The sequence below is a fragment of the Candidatus Thorarchaeota archaeon genome, assembly GCA_021498125.1.
In the GTDB taxonomy this organism is placed as follows: domain Archaea; phylum Asgardarchaeota; class Thorarchaeia; order Thorarchaeales; family Thorarchaeaceae; genus B65-G9.
This window is the reverse complement of sequence record JAIZWL010000001.1, coordinates 1334157-1353079: the sequence shown is the minus strand read 5'-3', so window position 1 is coordinate 1353079 and position 18923 is coordinate 1334157. Positions and strand designations below refer to the sequence as shown.

The 18923-nt window shown below is 48.2% G+C and carries 17 protein-coding genes; 12 read left to right on the top strand and 5 right to left on the bottom strand.

The genetic code is table 11. The annotated features are described in order from the left end of the window. Positions 1-48 precede the first annotated feature (48 nt). The 7 genes from K9W43_06435 (at position 49) to K9W43_06405 (ending at position 9042) form a co-directional block, all read left to right on the top strand. The gene (locus K9W43_06435) at positions 49-1707 is read left to right on the top strand and encodes a TCP-1/cpn60 chaperonin family protein (GenBank protein ID MCF2136867.1); all 1659 of its coding nucleotides are present in this window, start codon (positions 49-51) and stop codon (positions 1705-1707) included. Between the two features lie 70 nt (positions 1708-1777). Beyond that, positions 1778-2629 carry a hypothetical protein gene (locus K9W43_06430; protein MCF2136866.1) on the top strand — a complete coding sequence of 284 codons (852 nt, stop codon included), beginning with the start codon at positions 1778-1780 and terminating at the stop codon, positions 2627-2629. A 53-nt stretch (positions 2630-2682) separates the two neighbouring features. Then, entirely contained in the window at positions 2683-3630 is a 948-nt protein-coding gene (gene trxB, locus K9W43_06425; GenBank protein MCF2136865.1) for a thioredoxin-disulfide reductase, read from the top strand. A gap of 199 nt (positions 3631-3829) precedes the next feature. Continuing rightward, entirely contained in the window at positions 3830-5047 is a 1218-nt protein-coding gene (locus tag K9W43_06420) for a hypothetical protein (protein ID MCF2136864.1), read from the top strand. 81 nt (positions 5048-5128) lie between these two features. Then, positions 5129-6706 carry a hypothetical protein gene (locus K9W43_06415; GenBank protein ID MCF2136863.1) on the top strand — a complete coding sequence of 526 codons (1578 nt, stop codon included), beginning with the start codon at positions 5129-5131 and terminating at the stop codon, positions 6704-6706. Positions 6707-6920: 214 nt separating this feature from the next. After that, on the top strand, positions 6921-7337 hold the full coding sequence (locus K9W43_06410) for a hypothetical protein (protein MCF2136862.1): 417 nt from the start codon (positions 6921-6923) through the stop codon (positions 7335-7337). 61 nt (positions 7338-7398) lie between these two features. Beyond that, a complete protein-coding gene (locus tag K9W43_06405) occupies positions 7399-9042 on the top strand; it encodes a hypothetical protein (GenBank protein MCF2136861.1) in 1644 nt (547 codons plus the stop codon). Here the strand turns inward: K9W43_06405 and K9W43_06400 are convergent. Then, on the bottom strand, positions 9014-9208 hold the full coding sequence (locus K9W43_06400; protein MCF2136860.1) for a hypothetical protein: 195 nt from the start codon (positions 9206-9208) through the stop codon (positions 9014-9016). The genes K9W43_06405 and K9W43_06400 overlap by 29 nt on opposite strands. A gap of 290 nt (positions 9209-9498) precedes the next feature. Between K9W43_06400 and K9W43_06395 the strand changes: the two genes are divergently transcribed. The 3 genes from K9W43_06395 to K9W43_06385 are packed head-to-tail and all read left to right on the top strand — an operon-like array spanning position 9499 to position 12143. After that, on the top strand, positions 9499-10542 hold the full coding sequence (locus K9W43_06395; protein ID MCF2136859.1) for a hydroxymethylglutaryl-CoA synthase: 1044 nt from the start codon (positions 9499-9501) through the stop codon (positions 10540-10542). 12 nt (positions 10543-10554) lie between these two features. Further along, complete coding sequence (locus K9W43_06390) at positions 10555-11715, top strand: thiolase domain-containing protein (GenBank protein MCF2136858.1); 1161 nt, start codon at positions 10555-10557, stop codon at positions 11713-11715. 5 nt (positions 11716-11720) lie between these two features. Then, positions 11721-12143 (top strand): Zn-ribbon domain-containing OB-fold protein, encoded by a 423-nt coding sequence (locus K9W43_06385; protein MCF2136857.1) that lies wholly within the window; start codon positions 11721-11723, stop codon positions 12141-12143. 2 nt (positions 12144-12145) lie between these two features. On the opposite strand, the gene K9W43_06380 is transcribed toward K9W43_06385, so the two are convergent. Next, complete coding sequence (locus K9W43_06380) at positions 12146-12838, bottom strand: metallophosphoesterase (GenBank protein ID MCF2136856.1); 693 nt, start codon at positions 12836-12838, stop codon at positions 12146-12148. A gap of 83 nt (positions 12839-12921) precedes the next feature. Here K9W43_06380 and K9W43_06375 point away from each other — a divergent pair, with 83 nt between their 5' ends. Next, positions 12922-13911 carry a DUF359 domain-containing protein gene (locus tag K9W43_06375; GenBank protein ID MCF2136855.1) on the top strand — a complete coding sequence of 330 codons (990 nt, stop codon included), beginning with the start codon at positions 12922-12924 and terminating at the stop codon, positions 13909-13911. Here K9W43_06375 and K9W43_06370 read toward each other — a convergent pair. The 3 genes from K9W43_06370 to K9W43_06360 all read right to left on the bottom strand — a co-directional run bounded on the left by K9W43_06370 (position 13904) and on the right by K9W43_06360 (position 17809). After that, on the bottom strand, positions 13904-15427 hold the full coding sequence (locus K9W43_06370; protein ID MCF2136854.1) for an NAD(P)H-hydrate dehydratase: 1524 nt from the start codon (positions 15425-15427) through the stop codon (positions 13904-13906). The two genes, K9W43_06375 and K9W43_06370, sit on opposite strands and share 8 nt — an antisense overlap. Before the next feature lie 118 nt (positions 15428-15545). After that, positions 15546-16970: an NADPH-dependent glutamate synthase gene (gene gltA, locus K9W43_06365; GenBank protein ID MCF2136853.1), complete on the bottom strand. Its 1425-nt coding sequence runs from the start codon at positions 16968-16970 to the stop codon at positions 15546-15548. After that, complete coding sequence (locus tag K9W43_06360) at positions 16970-17809, bottom strand: sulfide/dihydroorotate dehydrogenase-like FAD/NAD-binding protein (GenBank protein MCF2136852.1); 840 nt, start codon at positions 17807-17809, stop codon at positions 16970-16972. Before K9W43_06360 ends, gltA begins: the two co-directional genes overlap by 1 nt. 363 nt (positions 17810-18172) lie before the next feature. Here K9W43_06360 and thyX point away from each other — a divergent pair, with 363 nt between their 5' ends. Continuing rightward, positions 18173-18793, top strand: a complete 621-nt coding sequence (gene thyX / locus K9W43_06355; GenBank protein ID MCF2136851.1) for an FAD-dependent thymidylate synthase — start codon at positions 18173-18175, stop codon at positions 18791-18793. The last annotated feature ends 130 nt before the right edge of the window (positions 18794-18923 follow it).

Here is an 18923-nt window from a genome sequence, read left to right as displayed (position 1 = left end):
GCCAATCTGAGAAGGCATGGTTCAGAACAAGACTAGACGGTGATAAAAATGGCACAAATGTCAGGTACACCTGTGCTAATCCTCAAGGAAGGCACTTCACGCACGCGCGGTAAGAGCGCGCAGGAGAACAACATCATGGCCGGAATTGTAATCTCCGATGCAGTCAAGTCCACCCTCGGACCACGAGGTATGGATAAGATGCTCGTAGACTCACTCGGTGATGTGACGATTACAAACGATGGTGCATCAATCCTCAAAGAGATTGATGTCCAGCACCCAGCTGCAAAGATGCTTGTTGAAGTTGCAAAGAGCCAGGACCAAGAGACTGGTGATGGTACAACAACTTCAGTCATCATTGCTGGAGAGCTCCTGAAGAGAGCACAGGACCTTTTGGACAAGAAGATCCATCCGACGATCATCGTCAGCGGATACCAGAAGGCCGCAGAGAAGGCGACTTCGATTCTTGATGAACTGTCGGTCTCAATGGAGGGACTTGACAAGAGCACCCTGATGAAGATTGCTTCAACCTCCATGAACAGCAAGTCTGTGATTGGTGCAAAGGACCACTTTGCAAACATCGCTGTCGATGCAGTCCTTCAGATCACTGACAAAGTGAACGGTAAGGTCAGAGCAGACATCGACATGATCGAGGTCATTAAGAAGCAGGGCAAGAGCCTCTCAGAGAGCGAACTCGTAAAGGGCATGGTCATTGACAAGGAAGTCGTACACGCCTCCATGCCACGGAAAGTCGAAACCGCCAAGATTGCACTGGTGAATGCTGCAATTGAGGTCGAGAAGACAGAGTTCGATGCTGAGATAAAGATCGACAGCCCGGACCAGATCAAGGCATTCCTGGCTGAGGAAGAGCGCATGCTCAAGGACATGGTCGATAAGATCATCGCCACTGGAGCAAACGTCCTCATCTGCCAGAAGGGAATTGATGACGTTGCACAGCACTACCTTGCAAAGGCTGGTGTCATGGCAATCCGCAGAGCCAAGAAGAGCACACTTGAGAAGCTTGCAAAGGCTACAGGCGGCAAAGTCGCCTCCAGCCTCGAAGAGCTTGGTGATGACTACCTTGGCCACGCAGGTGTTGTTGAAGAAGTCCGCATTGGCGACGACAAGCTCGTCTACGTGAGGGACTGCAAAGACCCCAAGGCCGTATCCATCGTCATTCGCGGTGGTACAGAGCATGTTGTTGATGAGGCCGAGAGAGCCCTTCATGATGCACTCTGTGTTGTAAGAAACGTCGTCGAAGACGCCAAGTACGTCGCTGGCGGTGGATCCACTGAGATCGAGATTGCCAGAAGACTAGAGTCCTTCGCATCCGAGGTCAAGGGCCGTGAGCAGCTTGCCATTGAGGCATTTGCTGAGGCACTGCGCATCATTCCAAAGACCCTTGCAGAGAACGGCGGCCACGATCCAATCGACATTCTTGCCGACCTGAACAAGGAACACTCCAAAGAGGGCGGCAGCTGGTACGGTGTCGATGTCTTCGCTGGCAAGTCCAAGGACATGATGAAGGCAGGCGTTATTGAACCAACCCGTGTAAAGTACCAAGCCATTCGTTCCGCAGCCGAGGCAGCACAGATGATCCTCAGGATCGATGATGTGATCGCTTCAAAGGCCAGCCCACCAACTCCACCTGGCGGTGACATGGGCGGCATGGGCGGCATGGGCGGCATGGGCGGCATGGGTATGATGTAAACGCTTGTGCATAGTTAGGAGCCTTCGGGCTCCGCACACTTCTTTTTTTTATTTCATGGAGTCGGTTTCGTTGGTCAGCAAGCTCTTGGTTCTCGGCATGATCCCTTTTGACTCGGGTAAGACCTCACTTGCAATACAGCTTGCTGAGTACCTGAAGAGTCAGGAGAGAAGGACCGAGTACTTCAAACCGGTCAGTGGGCATAACTATTGGTACAGATATGCTCACACACGAGAATGCATCAATACTGGGCAACTGGTGTCCTACGATGCGACTCGTGCCAGAGAGAGCATAGGATCAACAATATCGCCATTGCTGGTGAATCCAGTCCACTCATTATTTGTTCCCGCACGATTAGAGAGACCAGGAAGAGCCTATCTGAGCACCTTAGGTCTTGCAGGGTGGGACTCGTTTCTGGCATTGCAACGAATAAGCATTGCCAAGGACAATGCGATACAGAACAAGATGGCGATGGCACGTGGACTGATCGAGAGAGGCAAATTGATCATCACTGAGGAAGAGGCTAATGCATTAGCCGCTGACTCCGAGATAGTTGAAGTATCATCCTTGGAAGAGGCACACAAATTCGAATGCGCCCATTTTGAGACCGCAGTCAACAGTGCCTTCAGGGTTGTTACAAGAGAAACCGACTACGTGATCATCGAGTCCTTCAACGACTCGATCTGGCCATGGGAAGGCCTTGAAGCAGTAGATAACGTTCTTGTCGTAGGACCAGGGCAGGTCTTTGTCTATGATCCTGCAAAGATGAGAAAGGCTGCATTTCTAACAAAGCGGGGAGAGGCACCAATTCGAGAAGTGACATTTACACGGATCGAAGATATGTTATTGCCCGTGGAACGTATAGAACTACATCCACAAAAGGGCATCGACAAAAAGCTGATTAGAGCACTTATTGACGAGTGACAAGAAAAACAGATTAGTGACGAGATAGACCAAAAATCAAAGGGGTAACCAAAATGAGTACAGACAGTGAATGGGACCTAATAATAGTCGGTGCCGGTCCAGCCGGTATGACATCCGCAATATACGGAGCAAGATATGGTATGAAGACTCTACTCCTTGAGAGTAAAGTGGCTGGAGGCGCACAGGCAACTAGTCCGGGGATCGAGAACTATCCGGGTTTCAACTTCATCCCTGGAATGGAACTTGCCGAGAAGATGAAGGAACAGGCCTTGAAGAGCGGGGCGACAATTAAGGAGATCACAGAGGTCTCATCAATTAGTAAAGATGAAGCTACTGAAGAGTTTACGATAGTGACAAAACGAGGCGAGTACAAGGCAAAGGCAATAGTACTCGCAATGGGTGGAGAATACAGAAAGCTGGGAGTGCCGGGTGAGAAAGAATATACTGGTCGAGGAGTGTCATACTGTGCCACATGTGACGGACCACTATTCAGAGGAAAGACAGTGGCAGTGGTTGGTGGAGGAAACACGGCCGTGACCGAGGCGCTCTACCTCTCCGAGATCGTAGGCAAGACCTACCTCATCCATCGAAGAGATGAACTCCGTGCAGAGAAGGCGTTACAGGATCAAATTCTTGCAAGCAATGTAGAGATTCTGTGGGACACGGTTGTCAAAGAGATCAAGGGCGAGCAGCTCGTGACCCATATTGTCATTGAGAACGTGAAGTCAGGCGAACAAAAGGAATTACCGACCGATGGTGTGTTTATGGCTCTAGGGATCGTTCCCTCAAGCGAGGTCGCCAAGGAATTTGGGGTCAAGGTGAATGGCCGAGGTGAGATCATAACCGATAAGAAACAGGCCACCAACATCCCGGGAATCTATGCTGCGGGTGATGTCACGGACACAATGAAACAGGTCGTTGTTGCGTGTGGCAATGGTGCAATCGCTGCTGATTCTGCGTATGAGTACGTTCGTGATCTAAAGAGTAAGTCATCAAAATAATCGAAGAGGGCCTCTGCGCCCTTTCCATTCTTTTTTTTTTTAAGTGACTGTGGTCGCATAGATTGAAAAGAGACCTTCAGTGATGCTCTAGTACGACTCTGAACTCGTGGGAAACGTTAATAACTGCCCCGCAGTCCGAGGCTTCGACGCAAGAGTATTCTTACTCGAAAAGCGAATGTAACAGCATAGGTGTCATTCCATGAATAAGATCAAGGCTGCAGGTCTAATATTCGCAGTGACGTTTGTGGTCCTAGCGGTATTCATACAACCAGCTTCGGCAAATCCGAGCACACGGATAGATTCTCTATATGCGTACATAAGTGATCAACACGATACCGTAGAGGGCGGGTACTCCCTGAAGGCAGAGACTCTGTCACGAGTCGAACCAACCTTTGCGGCATTGGAGGCATACAACATCTTTGGTGATTTATCAGCCCGACCTCCAGTGATCAATCTCACTGACACGAAGGACTTTATTTCGAGAACACAATGGACACTGATAAGTGAAGAAAAAGACAATTATGGTGGGTTCTCCAGCTTTATCGCAGGAAATCCAGAAGTTCAGGCATCGTACTTTGCCATTCGTGCCTGGCAGATTCTCGAACTTCAGAATGATTACATTGGAATGACCAGCGTGGACATTAACGAGACCGCAATGCTTGTCTTTCTGAACCGAACCTTCACCGATGAGGGTGGCTTTGCTCAGACGATAGATGGTAAGGCAAATCTTCTTGCAACATATCAAGCACTCTATGTGATGGACTATATGGCCACACGAATAGAAACTGAAGATAACATACCTTACGCCACAACGATGACTAAGTGGCTAAATAAGACCGCAGTCATCGAGTATATTCTTAGTTGTAGAGAAGGCAACGCATTCATGTCCACACCAGACTCAAAGATTGCGGGCGTGACACCGACAGCTGCAGCGCTTCTTGCAATGGATATTCTCAAGAGCCTTACTACACTTGCAAACACGCAGGGGATTCGAGACTGGCTCCTTGCGCGACAAGTGATCACTCCAATCGCAGAGGAATACATTGGTGGATTCACTGAGGGATACCTGACCAATGACACAAATCTGGTAAGCACTTACTATGCCCTTGAAGGCCTTAAACTTCTGGGCGCTCTGGATAGCGTGAACTCATCCATAGCCACAGACTTCATCATTGACTGTCAGGCTGCCGACGGTAGTTGGGCACTCACACCCAATAATGACGAGGGCGAGACCACCTACATAGGTTATGCAATGCAGACACTCAGCATGCTCAATGGAGAGAATGTCAGGTCCCTTCTCTCAGTAGAGGATCCGAACAATCCGGCACCACCATTAATTGATTGGCGAATATTGCTGATTGTGGTGATCTTCGTTCTTGCGGCAATAGCAGGTGTTGTCGCATTGAGATTGGACTAATTGGCCAAGATTCATATGTATCAGATATATCAATCCACTACACAGGACCGTGATTCGACGGCCCTGTGAGGTGGCACATACATGTCCGAGGCAAAGATCGAAGTAGTTCCAAAATACACTCGCGGTTTTGAATGGTTTTATCATTTAGCTAAGACTCAGCTTGCCGACAGGCCTTGGAAGAGATTAGGACTCCTCACGTTCTATGATGCCCCTTATGTTGAGAGCGAGATGCTGTATCTTTCACCAAAACAGGTCATGCTAGCAATGGCAAAACTTGCAAAGAAGAGAGAGAATGGGCTTGTCATTGTAGTCGATGCGATGGAAAAAGGAGAGATGGGCCTTAGCACAGAAAAGGGATACAATCAGTTCATGGAGATATTTGATAAGACATTCCCAAACTCTGTAAAATATTATTTTGGCGCAGCAAACTCTGAGAGAACGTGGTTACATAAGCACAAGAGCCTCAAGATCCCACTTCAATGGATTGTCAAAAAACCCAATATCTTTGCAGAGGTGATCTCGGATGCATCACCAGTAGGCGAAGAGGTCAGCCCGGCAGATGCTCAAATCGAGAACTTTGAGGGAATGCGAGAAGTACTCATCGAAAAACTTGGGCCACCATCAATCACTGAAGAGGTCATGGGAAGAATCAAATCTACGGAGGCCAGCGAGTATGTAGGCGAAGCGGTTGGTCTCATGACGGTATTCATCTCACCAACGACCGCAGTGACTCGTGGAGTAAAGTACCTTGGAAAGTTCATGAGCCTTGTCAAGGACAGACGGAAACAGGAAGTCAAACAGGTATACCAAGAGTGGCAAGAGCGTGTCGAAGAAGGATATACAATAGACAATCTGAGAAAGTTCTTCTATGAGAAAGAAGAAGAAGATCAGTCCGGGCTCGAAGAGCATGTCCGCCAGTACAAGACCGTGCTGCTGATCACAGAAACACGTGGAAGCCTGTATGATCTTTTTCTTCCGCTCATTCTTCAGCACCTTGTTGAGGAGGTCGGGTATCTCCCACCTCATCTACGACCAAAGAAGAAACCGAGTCCAGAGGATGAGAAGAAGACTGAAGATAAAGACTATTCGCCAGAAGTCGACGATACGCTTCAATATGAGGAACTCAGTGGAGATGATTATAGAGACCTTCCCGACATGGACACCCAAAAGATAGGATCTGAGAAAGAGGGTCTTCGCCCTGAGATCGATATCTCAGAAAAAGAATATGAAGGCAAGCCCGAAACCATACTTTTCTTGGACGCTACCACCCACCTCTCAAAGTTCACACGCTCATTCAATTTCGCACTTGGGATTCCAGATCGATATCCCAATATCATTGTGAGTGCTTCGTTCTTTACAGATATCGATCCAATCTCGGACACACTGCGCAGAGGAGTCATTGAATACATGAGCGACAGAGCTCTGGTCTTTGACATGCACCCACACCTCTTTGATGATGTGACTGCGAATATTCCAATCACTCGTAAAGCATGGCTACTCGATCGGCTACAGGAGCTTGAGCGAGCAAGACGTGAAGGAGGCGTTGGCTTCTTGGAATATTATTCATCTGCTAAGGAACTGTGGAAGCTTCATCTTGTCGAGAAACCTGAGAAGGGGATAATTGGTGAAGTCAGAGGATGGTTCCGCCGGAAAAAATGAGTGATTGTGAGTTCCCGGAGCTGTGTGAAAAGTCCACAGACATAAATCGTTCAAGTCAGAATGGATCCCGAAACGTTTTGGATTCGATCGCAAAATGGTGTTCATACTTCTCATGATCACTATTTCACTGACTTTTCACACAGAGCCTGAGTTCCCACAAGAAATATAATCAGAATGTGCAATGAAAGCTTTGGTTATCCCGGAGGAAATTTACGTGAGCAAACCAGATCTTACACAAGCACGGGTCATGAAAGTACAGACAGGTACGGTCATCACGCTTCCAGAAGATTTTGTCGAGGGTATCAAGAAACCATACAGTCTCGTCATCCTTGTAAAGAAAGACGGGAATGTCAAGCTCTATCCTGTGGACACGGACAAGGTTCTCTACCTCAAACTTGAGATCGAAAAGTTGTCCAAGAGTTTCTTGGAAGACCTGACAGGCGTCTTCAGTGAAGGTGGCCTTGAAGATATACTATTTACAAGTGGTATTTGTCAGACGAAGAGCCAGTGTTATTATGAATGCTACTTCCCTCCAAAGCAGTTGCTACTGACCAAAGAAGAGTTCGAAAAGAGGCTCCGGGCCATCTCGGGAGTTCAGAAGGTCATTCTCGAGTATGTTCCGACAACATGATCTTCATGGATTTGGAAGATGTGCTTACAGCGACCATACCCTCAGTCTAAGGTGCTAAGTAGTGGGCGCTGTCTGTATGATCTGTGGGCGTAGCCTACCGGATGATTCGCTCAGCTCCATAGAGTCCATGTACAAGATGCTGAAGCATCGTGGGGACATCACAATCGTTGAACGAAAGTACGATCCCATCAGTGTGATCATAGGAATTATAAAAAAAGATGCTCTTACACCCGAGCTACGTGAACTAGAGCAATCTATTGAGATCATTGACAAGATGGGGGATTTCCAAGACACCTCTGCTGACACTGATGACAGACATGAGTCGTTACACATTGTCATCAGCAACGAGAATGGTGTCACGATCGCTCGTGGAAACTTCTACATGAGAGGAGCCTTCTATGCAGAATCTAATAATATATTCTATTTCGCAACAGAGAGAAAGGCATTCGGCCCGTTAGAACTACAGAACATCTCACGTTTGGAGACAGGCTACCAGATTAGCTATGATGGACGCGAGGCCTCAAATGTCCGCTTTGCTCAACCGTTGATTGCAAGTTGGACTTTCTTGGACAGGAGGTCCATAGTCCGCCCACCAACGGCAGTGGGCAATAACAACCTCACCATCAGAGTGAAGGTCATACGTGACTTGTGGCTGGGAGTAATTAAACTCCTACAAACAATGTCCAAATATGTCCAAGTTTGGTGTAGCTGCCCGCAACCCTTAGAGGCACAGGCACAGGGCAAGGACATTTCTGAGGACACACTTGTCGAACATCTAGCAGACGTGCTACTGAGATCATTCAAGAGACTCCAAGGCATGAACACAGGGATTCTATTCTCAGGCGGGGTGGATAGTGGACTCGTCGCGCACCTGAGTAAGCGCTTCTGCAAGAGGACGGTGTTATACTCGGTCAATGCAGAGAGTTCTCATGATGCAAAGGCAGCAGCAAGAGCAGCAGACCTCCTGAATATGGAATTACGAAATATCACGATTGATGCTGACTCGACATGGAGTCTTCTCCCTGAGGTAATCTATGCCATAGAGGATAGTAACCGAATGAACGTGGCAATCGCCTTACCATTCATGGTGGCTGCCAAGGCGGCAAACAAAGACGGCTACGGGATCCTGCTCTCAGGCCAAGGACCTGATGAATTATTTGCCGGGTATGCGCGTCATGTCAAGATCATGCAAGAGAGGGGATCAGAGGCACTTGAACGCGAGCTGCTGCACGAGGTCTCAATAACACATAGGGCAAATCTCGAACGCGATGAGAAAGCAGTTGCGTATGGTGGTTGTGATCTTATCTTTCCATACCTCTACAACGATTTTGTGTCACTTGCGTTAGGAATTCCAGCGAGATGGAAGATACGAATTGAGGAATCTATCACGCGAAAGTACATCTTTCGAGAACTGGCACAAGAATTAGGGCTTCCGAAGGAACTTGCATGGGCTCCGAAGCGTGCAACACAATTCAGCTCGTCTTCGGACAAGCTCTTGATCAGCGCAGTCCATTCCAATATAGGAAAGCCAAACAACTTTTCAAAGAAGGGATCGGAGAGACTTGTTCAGGTAGTCCTTGATCGGATTGCACAAGAACTTGGGGTTGACAGCGTTTCCACTGTTTCTGAATATGATATAGATTGGAGTCCGGTAGTCTCACTTGTCAGGAATAACTCTATCCGCCAGCAATCAGCGGCAAGATGATAATTGTGTCATCGGGATCTATAAAGTCATCCAGGGAGAGGCGTCTACCTTCAACCAAAACAACATGATCTGTGCTCAAGTTGAGTTCCTGCAAAAGCTGGACTACGGTCTTGCGCTCCTTAACATACACTGTTGTCGGCTTGACAATTCCTTGCAGTTCGGCCAATTAAACACCCAAATGAAAGATGTGAACGGGGCCTTATAGCCTTAATCAGTTCGGACATTTTCGGCTAATGCCGACTGAAAAAAAGACATTGCAAGTTGATAGGTCGGTATTGATAAATAGTAGGCACTGCGAGCAGTATCGTCATACTACGATATTGGAACACATCATTCGGTGTGTGTCGTCATGGCGCTCATGTTATACGAAAAGCTTCATAAGAGGCTCTCGCTCGAAACCTGAGCCAAGTGACGTAATACAATTCGGCGTTCACCGAAATAAAGAGGTAAGCGACCATGGTTGGAATTATTGGTTATGGTGTATACATACCAAAATATCGCATCAAGACCGAAGATATTGCAACTGTCTGGGGTGAAGACGGTGCAAAATTAGGAAAAGGCCTTGGTGTATTTGAAAAGTCCGTACCGGGTCCGGATGAGGATGTTATAACAATCTCAACTGAGGCGGCTCGGAATGCGGTCAAATATGCAGGGATTGACCCGAAGGATATCGGAGCAATCTATGTTGGTTCAGAATCTCACCCATACGCGGTCAAGCCAACCGGAACGATCGTTCTTGAAGCGATTGGCTGCGACCACAACATCACATGTGCTGACTATGAATTTGCATGCAAGGCTGGAACAGCCGCGATTCAGACATGTATGGGACTGGTCCAATCGGACATGATCAAGCTGGGAATGGCCATTGGCTCGGACACGGCTCAAGGCAGACCTGGTGATGCTCTCGAGTACTCGGCAGCAGCAGGTGGAGCAGCCTTTGTCATTGGAAATGACAACCCTGTAGCGACCATTGAAACTACAGTATCGTTCACAACAGACACTCCAGACTTCTGGCGAAGAGAGGGTGAGGACTTCCCAAGCCATGGAGCACGATTCACAGGTGAGCCCGCATACTTTAGGCATGTCGGTGCAGCCGCAAAACTTCTCTTTGAGAAAACAAAGACAACCATTGATGACTGGGACTACTTTGTGTTCCATATGCCAAATGGAAAATTCCCTGTTGCAATGGGAAAGCAGTTGGGCGTGCCAAAAGAGAAACTCGAGGATAGTCTTGTTGTCAGACGAATTGGCAATACCTACTCCGGATCCTCAATAATAGGCTTGGCGCGGGTACTTGACATTGCAAAACCGGGTTCACGGATCTTCATGGTGTCATACGGCTCAGGCGCAGGAAGTGATGCGTTCGCCATAACAGTCGAAGACGAGATTGAGAATCACAGAGGTAAAGTCCCGACGGTTGATGACTATATCGAGCGCAAGAAGTACGTTGACTACTCAACCTATGCGAAATACAGGAAGAAGATCAAGTCATTAGCATAAGGAGGGAAAATAATGGAAAAAGATGTAGCAATTATTGGAGTCGGAATGAGCAAGTTTGGCGAGCTCTGGGACAAGAGCATTCGAGAAATCACCCTTGAAGCGGCAATGACAGCCATCTTCGATTCTGGAGTACACGGTAAAGATATTGACGGAATTGTCGTAGGAAACATGAGCGCGGGTCGATTCACAGGGCAAGAACATCTTGGGGCCCTTGCAGCAGACATGGGTGGCATGAGCAGTGTCACAGCCTATAGTGTGGAAGCTGCCTGCGCAAGCGGTGCCGCTGCGGTCCGTCAGGCATACATGGCAATCAAGTCCGGTGAGCATGATATGATGCTTGTGCTGGGTGCCGAAAAGATGAGCGACGTGACTCAGAGCGCAGCAATGGACACCATGAGTGTAGCAACTGACTGGGAATGGGAAGGCATGTTCGGTGCAACACTACCAGCCCTATACGCATTCATGGCAAGGCGTCACATGAAGGAATACGGTACTACTGAGGAACACCTCAGCATGGTGACCGTGAAGAACCATAAGAATGCCCAGTGGAACCCATGGGCGCAGTTCCAGCGACCGGTCCCATTAGAGGTCGTCATGAGATCAGGGTTGATAGCAGACCCGATCAGGGTCCTACACTCGGCCCCAGTGACAGATGGAGCGGCTGGCCTCATCATGTGTTCTGCCGAGAAGGCAAAAGAGTTCACGGACTCGCCTGTCTATGTAGTATCATCTGAACAAGCAAGCGATACATTGGCACTCCATGACCGTAGAGATATCACGACCATGGATGCAGCAGTTCGTGCAAGTAAGACCTCTTTACAGGAGTCAGGTCTGACCATCAAAGACATTGATGTCTTCGAGCTACACGACAGCTTCACGATCGGAGAGATCATTCTGACAGAAGACATTGGGATCACCGAGAAAGGAAAGGGCGGTAAGATCCTAGAAGAGGGACTTACGGAATTAGATGGCAAATTCCCGGTCAACCCCTCAGGCGGACTCAAAGCAAGGGGTCATCCAATCGGAGCCACAGGTGTCGCGCAGGTCGTAGAGATCGCACTTCAACTCAGGGGCGATGCCGAGAAGAGGCAGGTGGATGGTGCCGAGAAAGGAATGACGGTCAGCGTCGGAGGTACGGGTGCAACTGCAATCGTGCATATTCTTGGGAGGTAATGTAAATGTCAGATAAAGGTGTAGCACAGATTTGGAGAAAGATCAAGTCACTATACAACATTGAAGGCAGCCATTGCAAAACGTGTGACACATACTACTTCCCTCCGCGTCTTGTCTGTCCAAAATGTCGAAGGAAAGGAGACCTTGAAGAGTTCCACTTCAAAGGACTTGGAAAAATACACACATTTGCAATTGTACGACAAGCACCTCAAGACTTCAAGCGACAGGTGCCGTACATCGTAGCCCAAGTAGAATTGGACGAGGGCCCACGTTTGACAGCACAGATTGTCAATTGCGAACCCGAAGAGATCGAGATAGGTATGCGAGTACGTGCCTGCTTCAGAAAGATTCGCGAGTTCGGACAAGAAGGGATTATCGTCTACGGATACAAGTTCGAGCCTACGATGAAAGTGACAGGTCACAAGTGAGTTTACCAGATATCAAGTTCGGTCACTCGACCAACTGCGGGGAGCGCGACGTTACGCACTAGCGTTCCCCCAATCTCTGCCTCGTGGACCACAGCATTATGTACATGCCCATGGATCACGAGGTCAGGTCTTTCTTTTATTAAAACACGATAGAACTTACGACTTCCAAGCCAAGGGAAGGATCGAGTGTTCTCGCCCTCGCAGGTCTCAAGACAGGGACTGTAATGCATTAGTAAGATACGACGATCAACATCAGAACGAATCTTTCGGAGCAATGATTCTGCACGATGTGCCCGACGCTCAAAAGTACTACGAATGCTGGGCATATGTCGTTCCTGCCAAGTGGTGGGACGATCTAATGAACCTTGAGTGCCAACAATACCGACACGGACTCCATCAATCGTAAAGATCTCAGCCTTCTCATCAAGTATCACTACACGCCCCGACACTAATGAGATAATGTTCTTCCGGACCTCAGTATATTCCTCATTTCCAAAACACGATACTATTGGAAAACCCTTGCCGAGTACGTCATCTATGGTATCGAGTACCACTGCGAATTGTTCAGCGCTCCCGCGTTCGATGATATCACCCGCTAGCAGGAAGATATCAGGTCTCTGACATTCCTGAAGACTCATTGTGAATTCCTGTAAGAACCGGGGACTGTGGACATCTGCTACTGCCGCAATCCTCATTTTCTCTACTCTACAAGTTTTTTGATGTAGGCAGTGAAACACTGATATTAAACTTCGTCTCTCGGAAAGAAGGAGATGTCTGAATGACCAAGACATATGCCCTAAATCTCTTTGATCGCCTGCATGTAGGACATCAAGTACTCATTGACTATATCCAAGATGCGGACAGACCGATTGCCGTTGTCACGGATGGAGAATTGATGGGGCATGACCTTGAACTTGGTCAGATTATCCAGCCAGTTGAAGTTCGTGTGAAAGCTTTGCAAAAGTATCTGGAGCTCAATGACCTTGAGGGCATTATTGAAATCACCGTGTTTGATAGGTATGAGGACCTATTGAAAATAGAGGGTGCTACTACCTTTGTGATGTTTAAAGGTCCGTGTTGTACGGAAATTGATGAGAAGGGAGTACATCAACGGAAAGAGGTCTTTGGGGACATTGACAAGCATAAGTACATCAAACCTGTACGAGCAGATGATGGCGACAAGGTCTCCTCTGCAAGGATACGACTTGGCCAGATCGACAGGGAGGGCCGCAGACTCGTTGGTACAGAAGAACCTCCACGTAGATTAGAGATGGAACGGCGTGGAGACCTAAAGTCACCAAAGGGGGATCTCTTCGATGTGAGGGATGGCCCCCCTGAAGAGCAAGCTGTGAAACGACTTGAAGACGAGACTCCAAAACAAGTGATCACTGTGGGAGATGTGACAAGTGCCACGCTTATCGAGGCTGGAGCCAAGCCCGATCTATGTATAGTAGATGGAAGCACAAAACGAGGAATCTATGACAAGACCATCACACTCCAGAGAGAGTATAGAATCTACAATCCGGCTGCGGCCATCTATCCTGAGGCTTGGTCGACAATAGGCACTGCTCTACGTGACAGACATCAATCACTTATTTTTGTTGAGGGCGAAGAGGATCTACTTGGCTTCCCGGTCGTATTGCTTGCTCCCGAGGGATCCGTCATGTTATACGGCCAACCAGACAAGGGAATCGTATGGGTGCCCGTGACTGAAGAGAACAAGAGCCGTGCACGCGCTCTACTTGATCAGATGCCAGTCATCACTTAGACTCAGCGTGCATTACCAACGGTATCTCTTCAATACAATCCGTTGCTACGATGTGATCACCAAGCTTCTCAAAAGCCGCCTCCCCTGCAAGACCAGAGACAAAGGCAGCAGCAGAAGCCGCCGCAAAGGCACCCTTGCCTCGTGCAAGAAAAGCAGCAGTGATCCCGGTCAACACATCACCAGTTCCACCAACAGTCATCGCAGGACAACCAGTCTTGTTTAATTTGAATTTCCCGTCAGGCCGAGCAATGATGTCCGTGGCACCCTTTAACAGGATCGTTGCGTCATACAGTCTAGCCGCCTCGATTGCCTGAGATATCCGGTTATCCAAATCATGTGAGTCACCAATATCATGGCCAATAATGATACCCAGCTCCCCCCAATGGGGGGTCAAGACCGTATGCTCAGGACCGAACTTGATGCCACTGCCAGCCACCAGTTTTAGACCATCAGCATCCAGAACTATATTGTGATGATTAGAGACCAGATCGTCTAGGATGGACTTCACCGCTGAACGGGTTTCATCAGCACGACCAAGACCGGGACCCAAGATCACAACATCGCTCTTCCGCGTATGGTGGAGAACAACATCTACCGCTTCCGGCGAGAGAATCTTAGTCCCAGTGCTAGCCACCATAAGGTTGGGACTGTACGAGCGGATTGCTGAGACCACAGGCTCGGGAGCAACAACACTCACAAGATCTGCACCTGAACGGTACGCGGCCATTCCGGCCAGAGCGGGAGCACCAGAGAAGACATCGCTCCCACCAACAACAAGGATACGACCGAAATCGCCTTTCTTGGATTGTAACGAACGAGGACGGTTGAACAGCCAGAGGTCACCATCACCACAGATCGTATAGGCCTCTGGAGGTATCCCAATGGGTACGACCACTAGATCCCCAACATGATCGGTCGCCTTCAAGAGACCATGCTTGGGCGCATGGAGCGTAATAGTCACATCCGCCACAACAGCAGTATTGAGCACTTCACCAGTCTCAGAATGAATACCTGTGGGAAGGTCGATAGAATATTTGCGAGCAGAAGAATCATTGATCATTTGTATCGCGGTTGCAATCGGTTCACGTATCGGACTACGGAGGCCAAATCCAAGAAGAGCATCAATAATGATCGAGGCCTCCTTGAATGCAGAACAGGAACTCACTGCACTCTCAGTCCTCAGCTCGGTGATCTTGACCCCTGAGAGATTTTGCAGGATGTACCAATTGAACTTTGCATCAGGGCTGGTGATCCCACGTGAACCCCCAACGAGCAAGACTTCAACCTTCGCACCAGCCTCATGTAGATGACGGGCGGCCACCATTCCATCGCCACCATTACCACCACCGCCACAGACCGCAACAACACGAGCACCAACAATCTTTTCACAATCAATAATGACACGCGAGACCTCTCGTCCGGCAGCCTGCATCAACATTCCGTGATTAATCCCAAGATACTGGGCATTCAATTCTGCTACTTGCATTTCCTCAGTGGTGATTGGATCCTGCTGCATGATTCTGACCTCGACTATCATCAGAGATAACGCCTAATCAAATCTTTCTTTTGAAACAAAGCAAAACAAAACAAAAAGAAAAGAGGGATGGCCAGTGACAGGCACATCCCATATTAAATTATTTCTTCTTTTTAGAGAGATATTCGTGAATACCGCGAGCGGCTCGCTTACCAGCACCCATTGCACTGATGACGGTCGCTGCGCCAGTGACAATATCTCCACCAGCAAAGATCCCTTCACGGGAAGTCATCCCAGTCTCTTCGTCAATGAGTATACCGCCCCACTTCGATACTTCAAGACCAGGAGTGGTCTGGGAGATAATCGGGTTCGGAGAGTTACCCACTGCAATGACGACCGTATTCACATCAATGACAAAGTCAGAATTGGGGATAGGTACAGGACGCCTGCGACCGGATTCATCAGGCTCGCCCAATTCCATGCGAATACATCTCATGCCCACAACATTTCCCTTCTCATCGCCAATAATCTCAACGGGGTTAGTGAGCAACTGGAACTGTACACCTTCCTCTTCTGCATGATGGACTTCCTCAGCTCGGGCAGGTAATTCCTTGCGGGATCGACGATAGACAATATGGACATCAGAAGCACCTAGACGTAGAGCCGTCCTTGATGCATCCATTGCCACGTTGCCACCACCAATCACAGCAACTTTCTTCCCGATCTTGATGGGAGTATCATACTCAGGGAATCTGTATGCCTTCATGAGATTGACACGTGTCAGGAACTCGTTTGCTGAATAGACATCGACAAGATTGATTCCGGGAATGTTTAGGAAGTTAGGGGCTCCTGCTCCCGAACCAACAAAGACCGCGTCGTAGCCGTCTTCATTCATCAACTGGTCGATCGTGCGGATCTTTCCAATGACATAATCACACTTGAGTTCGACACCCATTCGCTTGAGATAATCAACCTCTTTCTGAACGATGTCCTTTGGAAGCCTGAACTGTGGAATGCCATAGACAAGAACTCCACCCGGCTTGTGAAATGCCTCAAAGATCGTGACTTCATAACCAAGTTTTGCAAGATCGCCAGCGCATGTGAGACCCGATGGGCCCGAGCCAACAACTGCGACACGAAAGCCGTTCTTTGGTGCCATCTCAGGCAGACCTTCACCATGCTCACGTGCATAGTCTGCAACAAAGCGTTCTAGACGACCGATGGCAATAGGCTCATTGCGGATGCCATAGATACAACTCGCCTCACACTGACTCTCCTGAGGACAGACTCGACCACAGATGGCAGGTAGACTGTTTGTTTCCTTGATCTTTGCAGCCGCGCCCATGAAGTCCCGTTTAGTGATCAGTTCAATGAACTCTTTGATTGGTACCTCAACAGGGCAACCGCTCATACAACGGGGGTTGCGACACTGCAGGCATTTCTCTGCTTCAGCAACAGCAAGCTCAACAGTATATCCAAGAGCAACCTCTTCAAAGTTCTTGATCCTCTCAGCGGGGTCTTGCTCAGGCATCGGAATCTTCTTTGTGGGTGGTTTTCGTACCCGTTTCGGCTTATCTGAAGACATTAGTTGCTACCTCCATGTTCTTTCTTCCATCGTTCCAGAGCAATGGCCTCTTGCTCCCTGTACGCATTCAAACGCCCGAGAAGCTCATTGAAGTCAACCTGATGACCGTCAAACTCAGGACCGTCAACACAAGCGAACTTCATCTGACCACCAACATGAACTCGGCATGCACCACACATACCAGTTCCATCAACCATAATACTGTTGAGGCTGACAATGGTCTTTATCCCCGTCGCCTCAGTGGTCTTCGCCACGAACTTCATCATGATTGCAGGTCCTACCGCAAAGACGAGGTCGATCTTCCGACCCTGCTGGATGAGGTCTCCAAGAACAGTGGTAACAAACCCGTGAATCCCACAGGTACCATCGTCAGTGGTCTCGTAGAACTCATCACTGATTGATTGCATCTCATCTCTGTAGATCAGAAGGTCCATTGTTCTTGCGCCATTGATCGTGATGAGATGGTTACCGGCCTCTTTGAAGGCCCTTGCAACAGGATATGCAATTGCTGTTCCACAACCGCCACCAACAACACACACTGTACCAAATTTGTCAATATGCGTCGGTCGTCCCAGAGGACCTACAAAATCGAGGATCTCATCGCCCTCATTGAGCGTGCCGAGGAGCATCGTCGATTTGCCGACCTCTTGAAAGACGATTGTGACGGTTCCCTTCTCTCTGTCGAAGTCTGCAACGGTCAACGGAAATCGCTCACCAGTCTCATTCACGCGGATCATGATAAATTGACCCGGCTGGCATACTTTTGCGATGTCCGGCGCGCTGACCTCCATCAACTTGACGACAGGATTGAGTACCTTTTTTCGTACTATCTTGTACATGGGTTACGCCTCGTCCCTTAATACGTGGCGTGCCGCATCTACAGCAGTCATAAAAGTTTGGGTTGTAGACAGTTACAGAAAACTTTGGCTGTTTTAGGATAACTAGTTCTGGTCAGTCAAATACTGAAACGAATGATATCATCTTGAAACGTATTCTAATTACAGAAATGGTCAAAATCACTAAAAATCTGGCACCTAGAGAGATTACAGTTTTGTCAACTTTGATAAGAGAACCAATGAGCAGCACCAACATCACCTTGTCAGAGTATCTGTTCATTCGCCTAATAGAGCAAGAACTTGGAACTCATAGATTCAAAAGGTAATGTAGTGCGTGAGAATAGAGAGAGGATTGGAGTGGACCACATGAAGATCGAAGTCATTCAGATACCCGATAGTGACACAGTGATAAAGACCGCAGCAATAACAAAGACCTCTTACCATTCTGCCAGCTATAATGAACTAAAGAACATGACCTATGATGAGGCAAAGACATTTCTGCGAAAAATAATAAAAATGGGCCACGAGACTGCCATTGAACCACTGATATTTATATTTAACATCCAAAGAGTCAGCCGAGTTCTGACGCATCAACTAGTACGCCATAGAATCGCGTCATTTATCCAGAAGAGCGCAAGGCGCAGAAGAAAATATGGTCCTGCGGACTTCGTGTATCCGGAGAATTCCGAATATAGAGAGATCTACGAGGATTTCTGGAATACTTGTCGTGACTACTATGAAACCTTGATAGAAAAGGGCGAAGATCCAGATTACGCACGGAGAGTCCTCCCACAGGGTCTCGCAACAGAGATCACGATGACCATTAACGCACGAGCGCTACGTAATTTTCTCCGGCTCAGGCTGCATCCACGTGCGGACTTTGAGATTAGAGAGTTGGCATCAAAAATAGCGGCCATTCTGAAAGACCATGACCTGTCGTTTCTTATTGATGATGTAGTTACTAAATACAAAACAGAAGAACTGTGAAACTATTGAATGATCCAAAACAAAAGGTCAAACAAAAATGCTACAAGTCCCGTCATTTATCTCTGAACATCTAATTATTCCATGTTCAATTAGTAGGTCAATTGACCGTCCGCGATCCCAACAGAAATGA

What these genes read in the sequence shown, in the direction of transcription:
- K9W43_06435 (MCF2136867.1), top strand. Translation starts at nt 49, where the DNA reads ATGGCACAAATGTCAGGTACACCTGTGCTAATCCTCAAGGAAGGCACT.
- trxB (MCF2136865.1), top strand. Translation starts at nt 2,683, where the DNA reads ATGAGTACAGACAGTGAATGGGACCTAATAATAGTCGGTGCCGGTCCA.
- K9W43_06420 (MCF2136864.1), top strand. Translation starts at nt 3,830, where the DNA reads ATGAATAAGATCAAGGCTGCAGGTCTAATATTCGCAGTGACGTTTGTG.
- K9W43_06415 (MCF2136863.1), top strand. Translation starts at nt 5,129, where the DNA reads ATGTCCGAGGCAAAGATCGAAGTAGTTCCAAAATACACTCGCGGTTTT.
- K9W43_06395 (MCF2136859.1), top strand. Translation starts at nt 9,499, where the DNA reads ATGGTTGGAATTATTGGTTATGGTGTATACATACCAAAATATCGCATC.
- K9W43_06390 (MCF2136858.1), top strand. Translation starts at nt 10,555, where the DNA reads ATGGAAAAAGATGTAGCAATTATTGGAGTCGGAATGAGCAAGTTTGGC.
- K9W43_06385 (MCF2136857.1), top strand. Translation starts at nt 11,721, where the DNA reads ATGTCAGATAAAGGTGTAGCACAGATTTGGAGAAAGATCAAGTCACTA.
- K9W43_06380 (MCF2136856.1), bottom strand. Translation starts at nt 12,838, where the DNA reads ATGAGGATTGCGGCAGTAGCAGATGTCCACAGTCCCCGGTTCTTACAG.
- K9W43_06375 (MCF2136855.1), top strand. Translation starts at nt 12,922, where the DNA reads ATGACCAAGACATATGCCCTAAATCTCTTTGATCGCCTGCATGTAGGA.
- K9W43_06370 (MCF2136854.1), bottom strand. Translation starts at nt 15,427, where the DNA reads ATGCAGCAGGATCCAATCACCACTGAGGAAATGCAAGTAGCAGAATTG.
- gltA (MCF2136853.1), bottom strand. Translation starts at nt 16,970, where the DNA reads ATGTCTTCAGATAAGCCGAAACGGGTACGAAAACCACCCACAAAGAAG.
- K9W43_06360 (MCF2136852.1), bottom strand. Translation starts at nt 17,809, where the DNA reads ATGTACAAGATAGTACGAAAAAAGGTACTCAATCCTGTCGTCAAGTTG.
- thyX (MCF2136851.1), top strand. Translation starts at nt 18,173, where the DNA reads ATGAAGATCGAAGTCATTCAGATACCCGATAGTGACACAGTGATAAAG.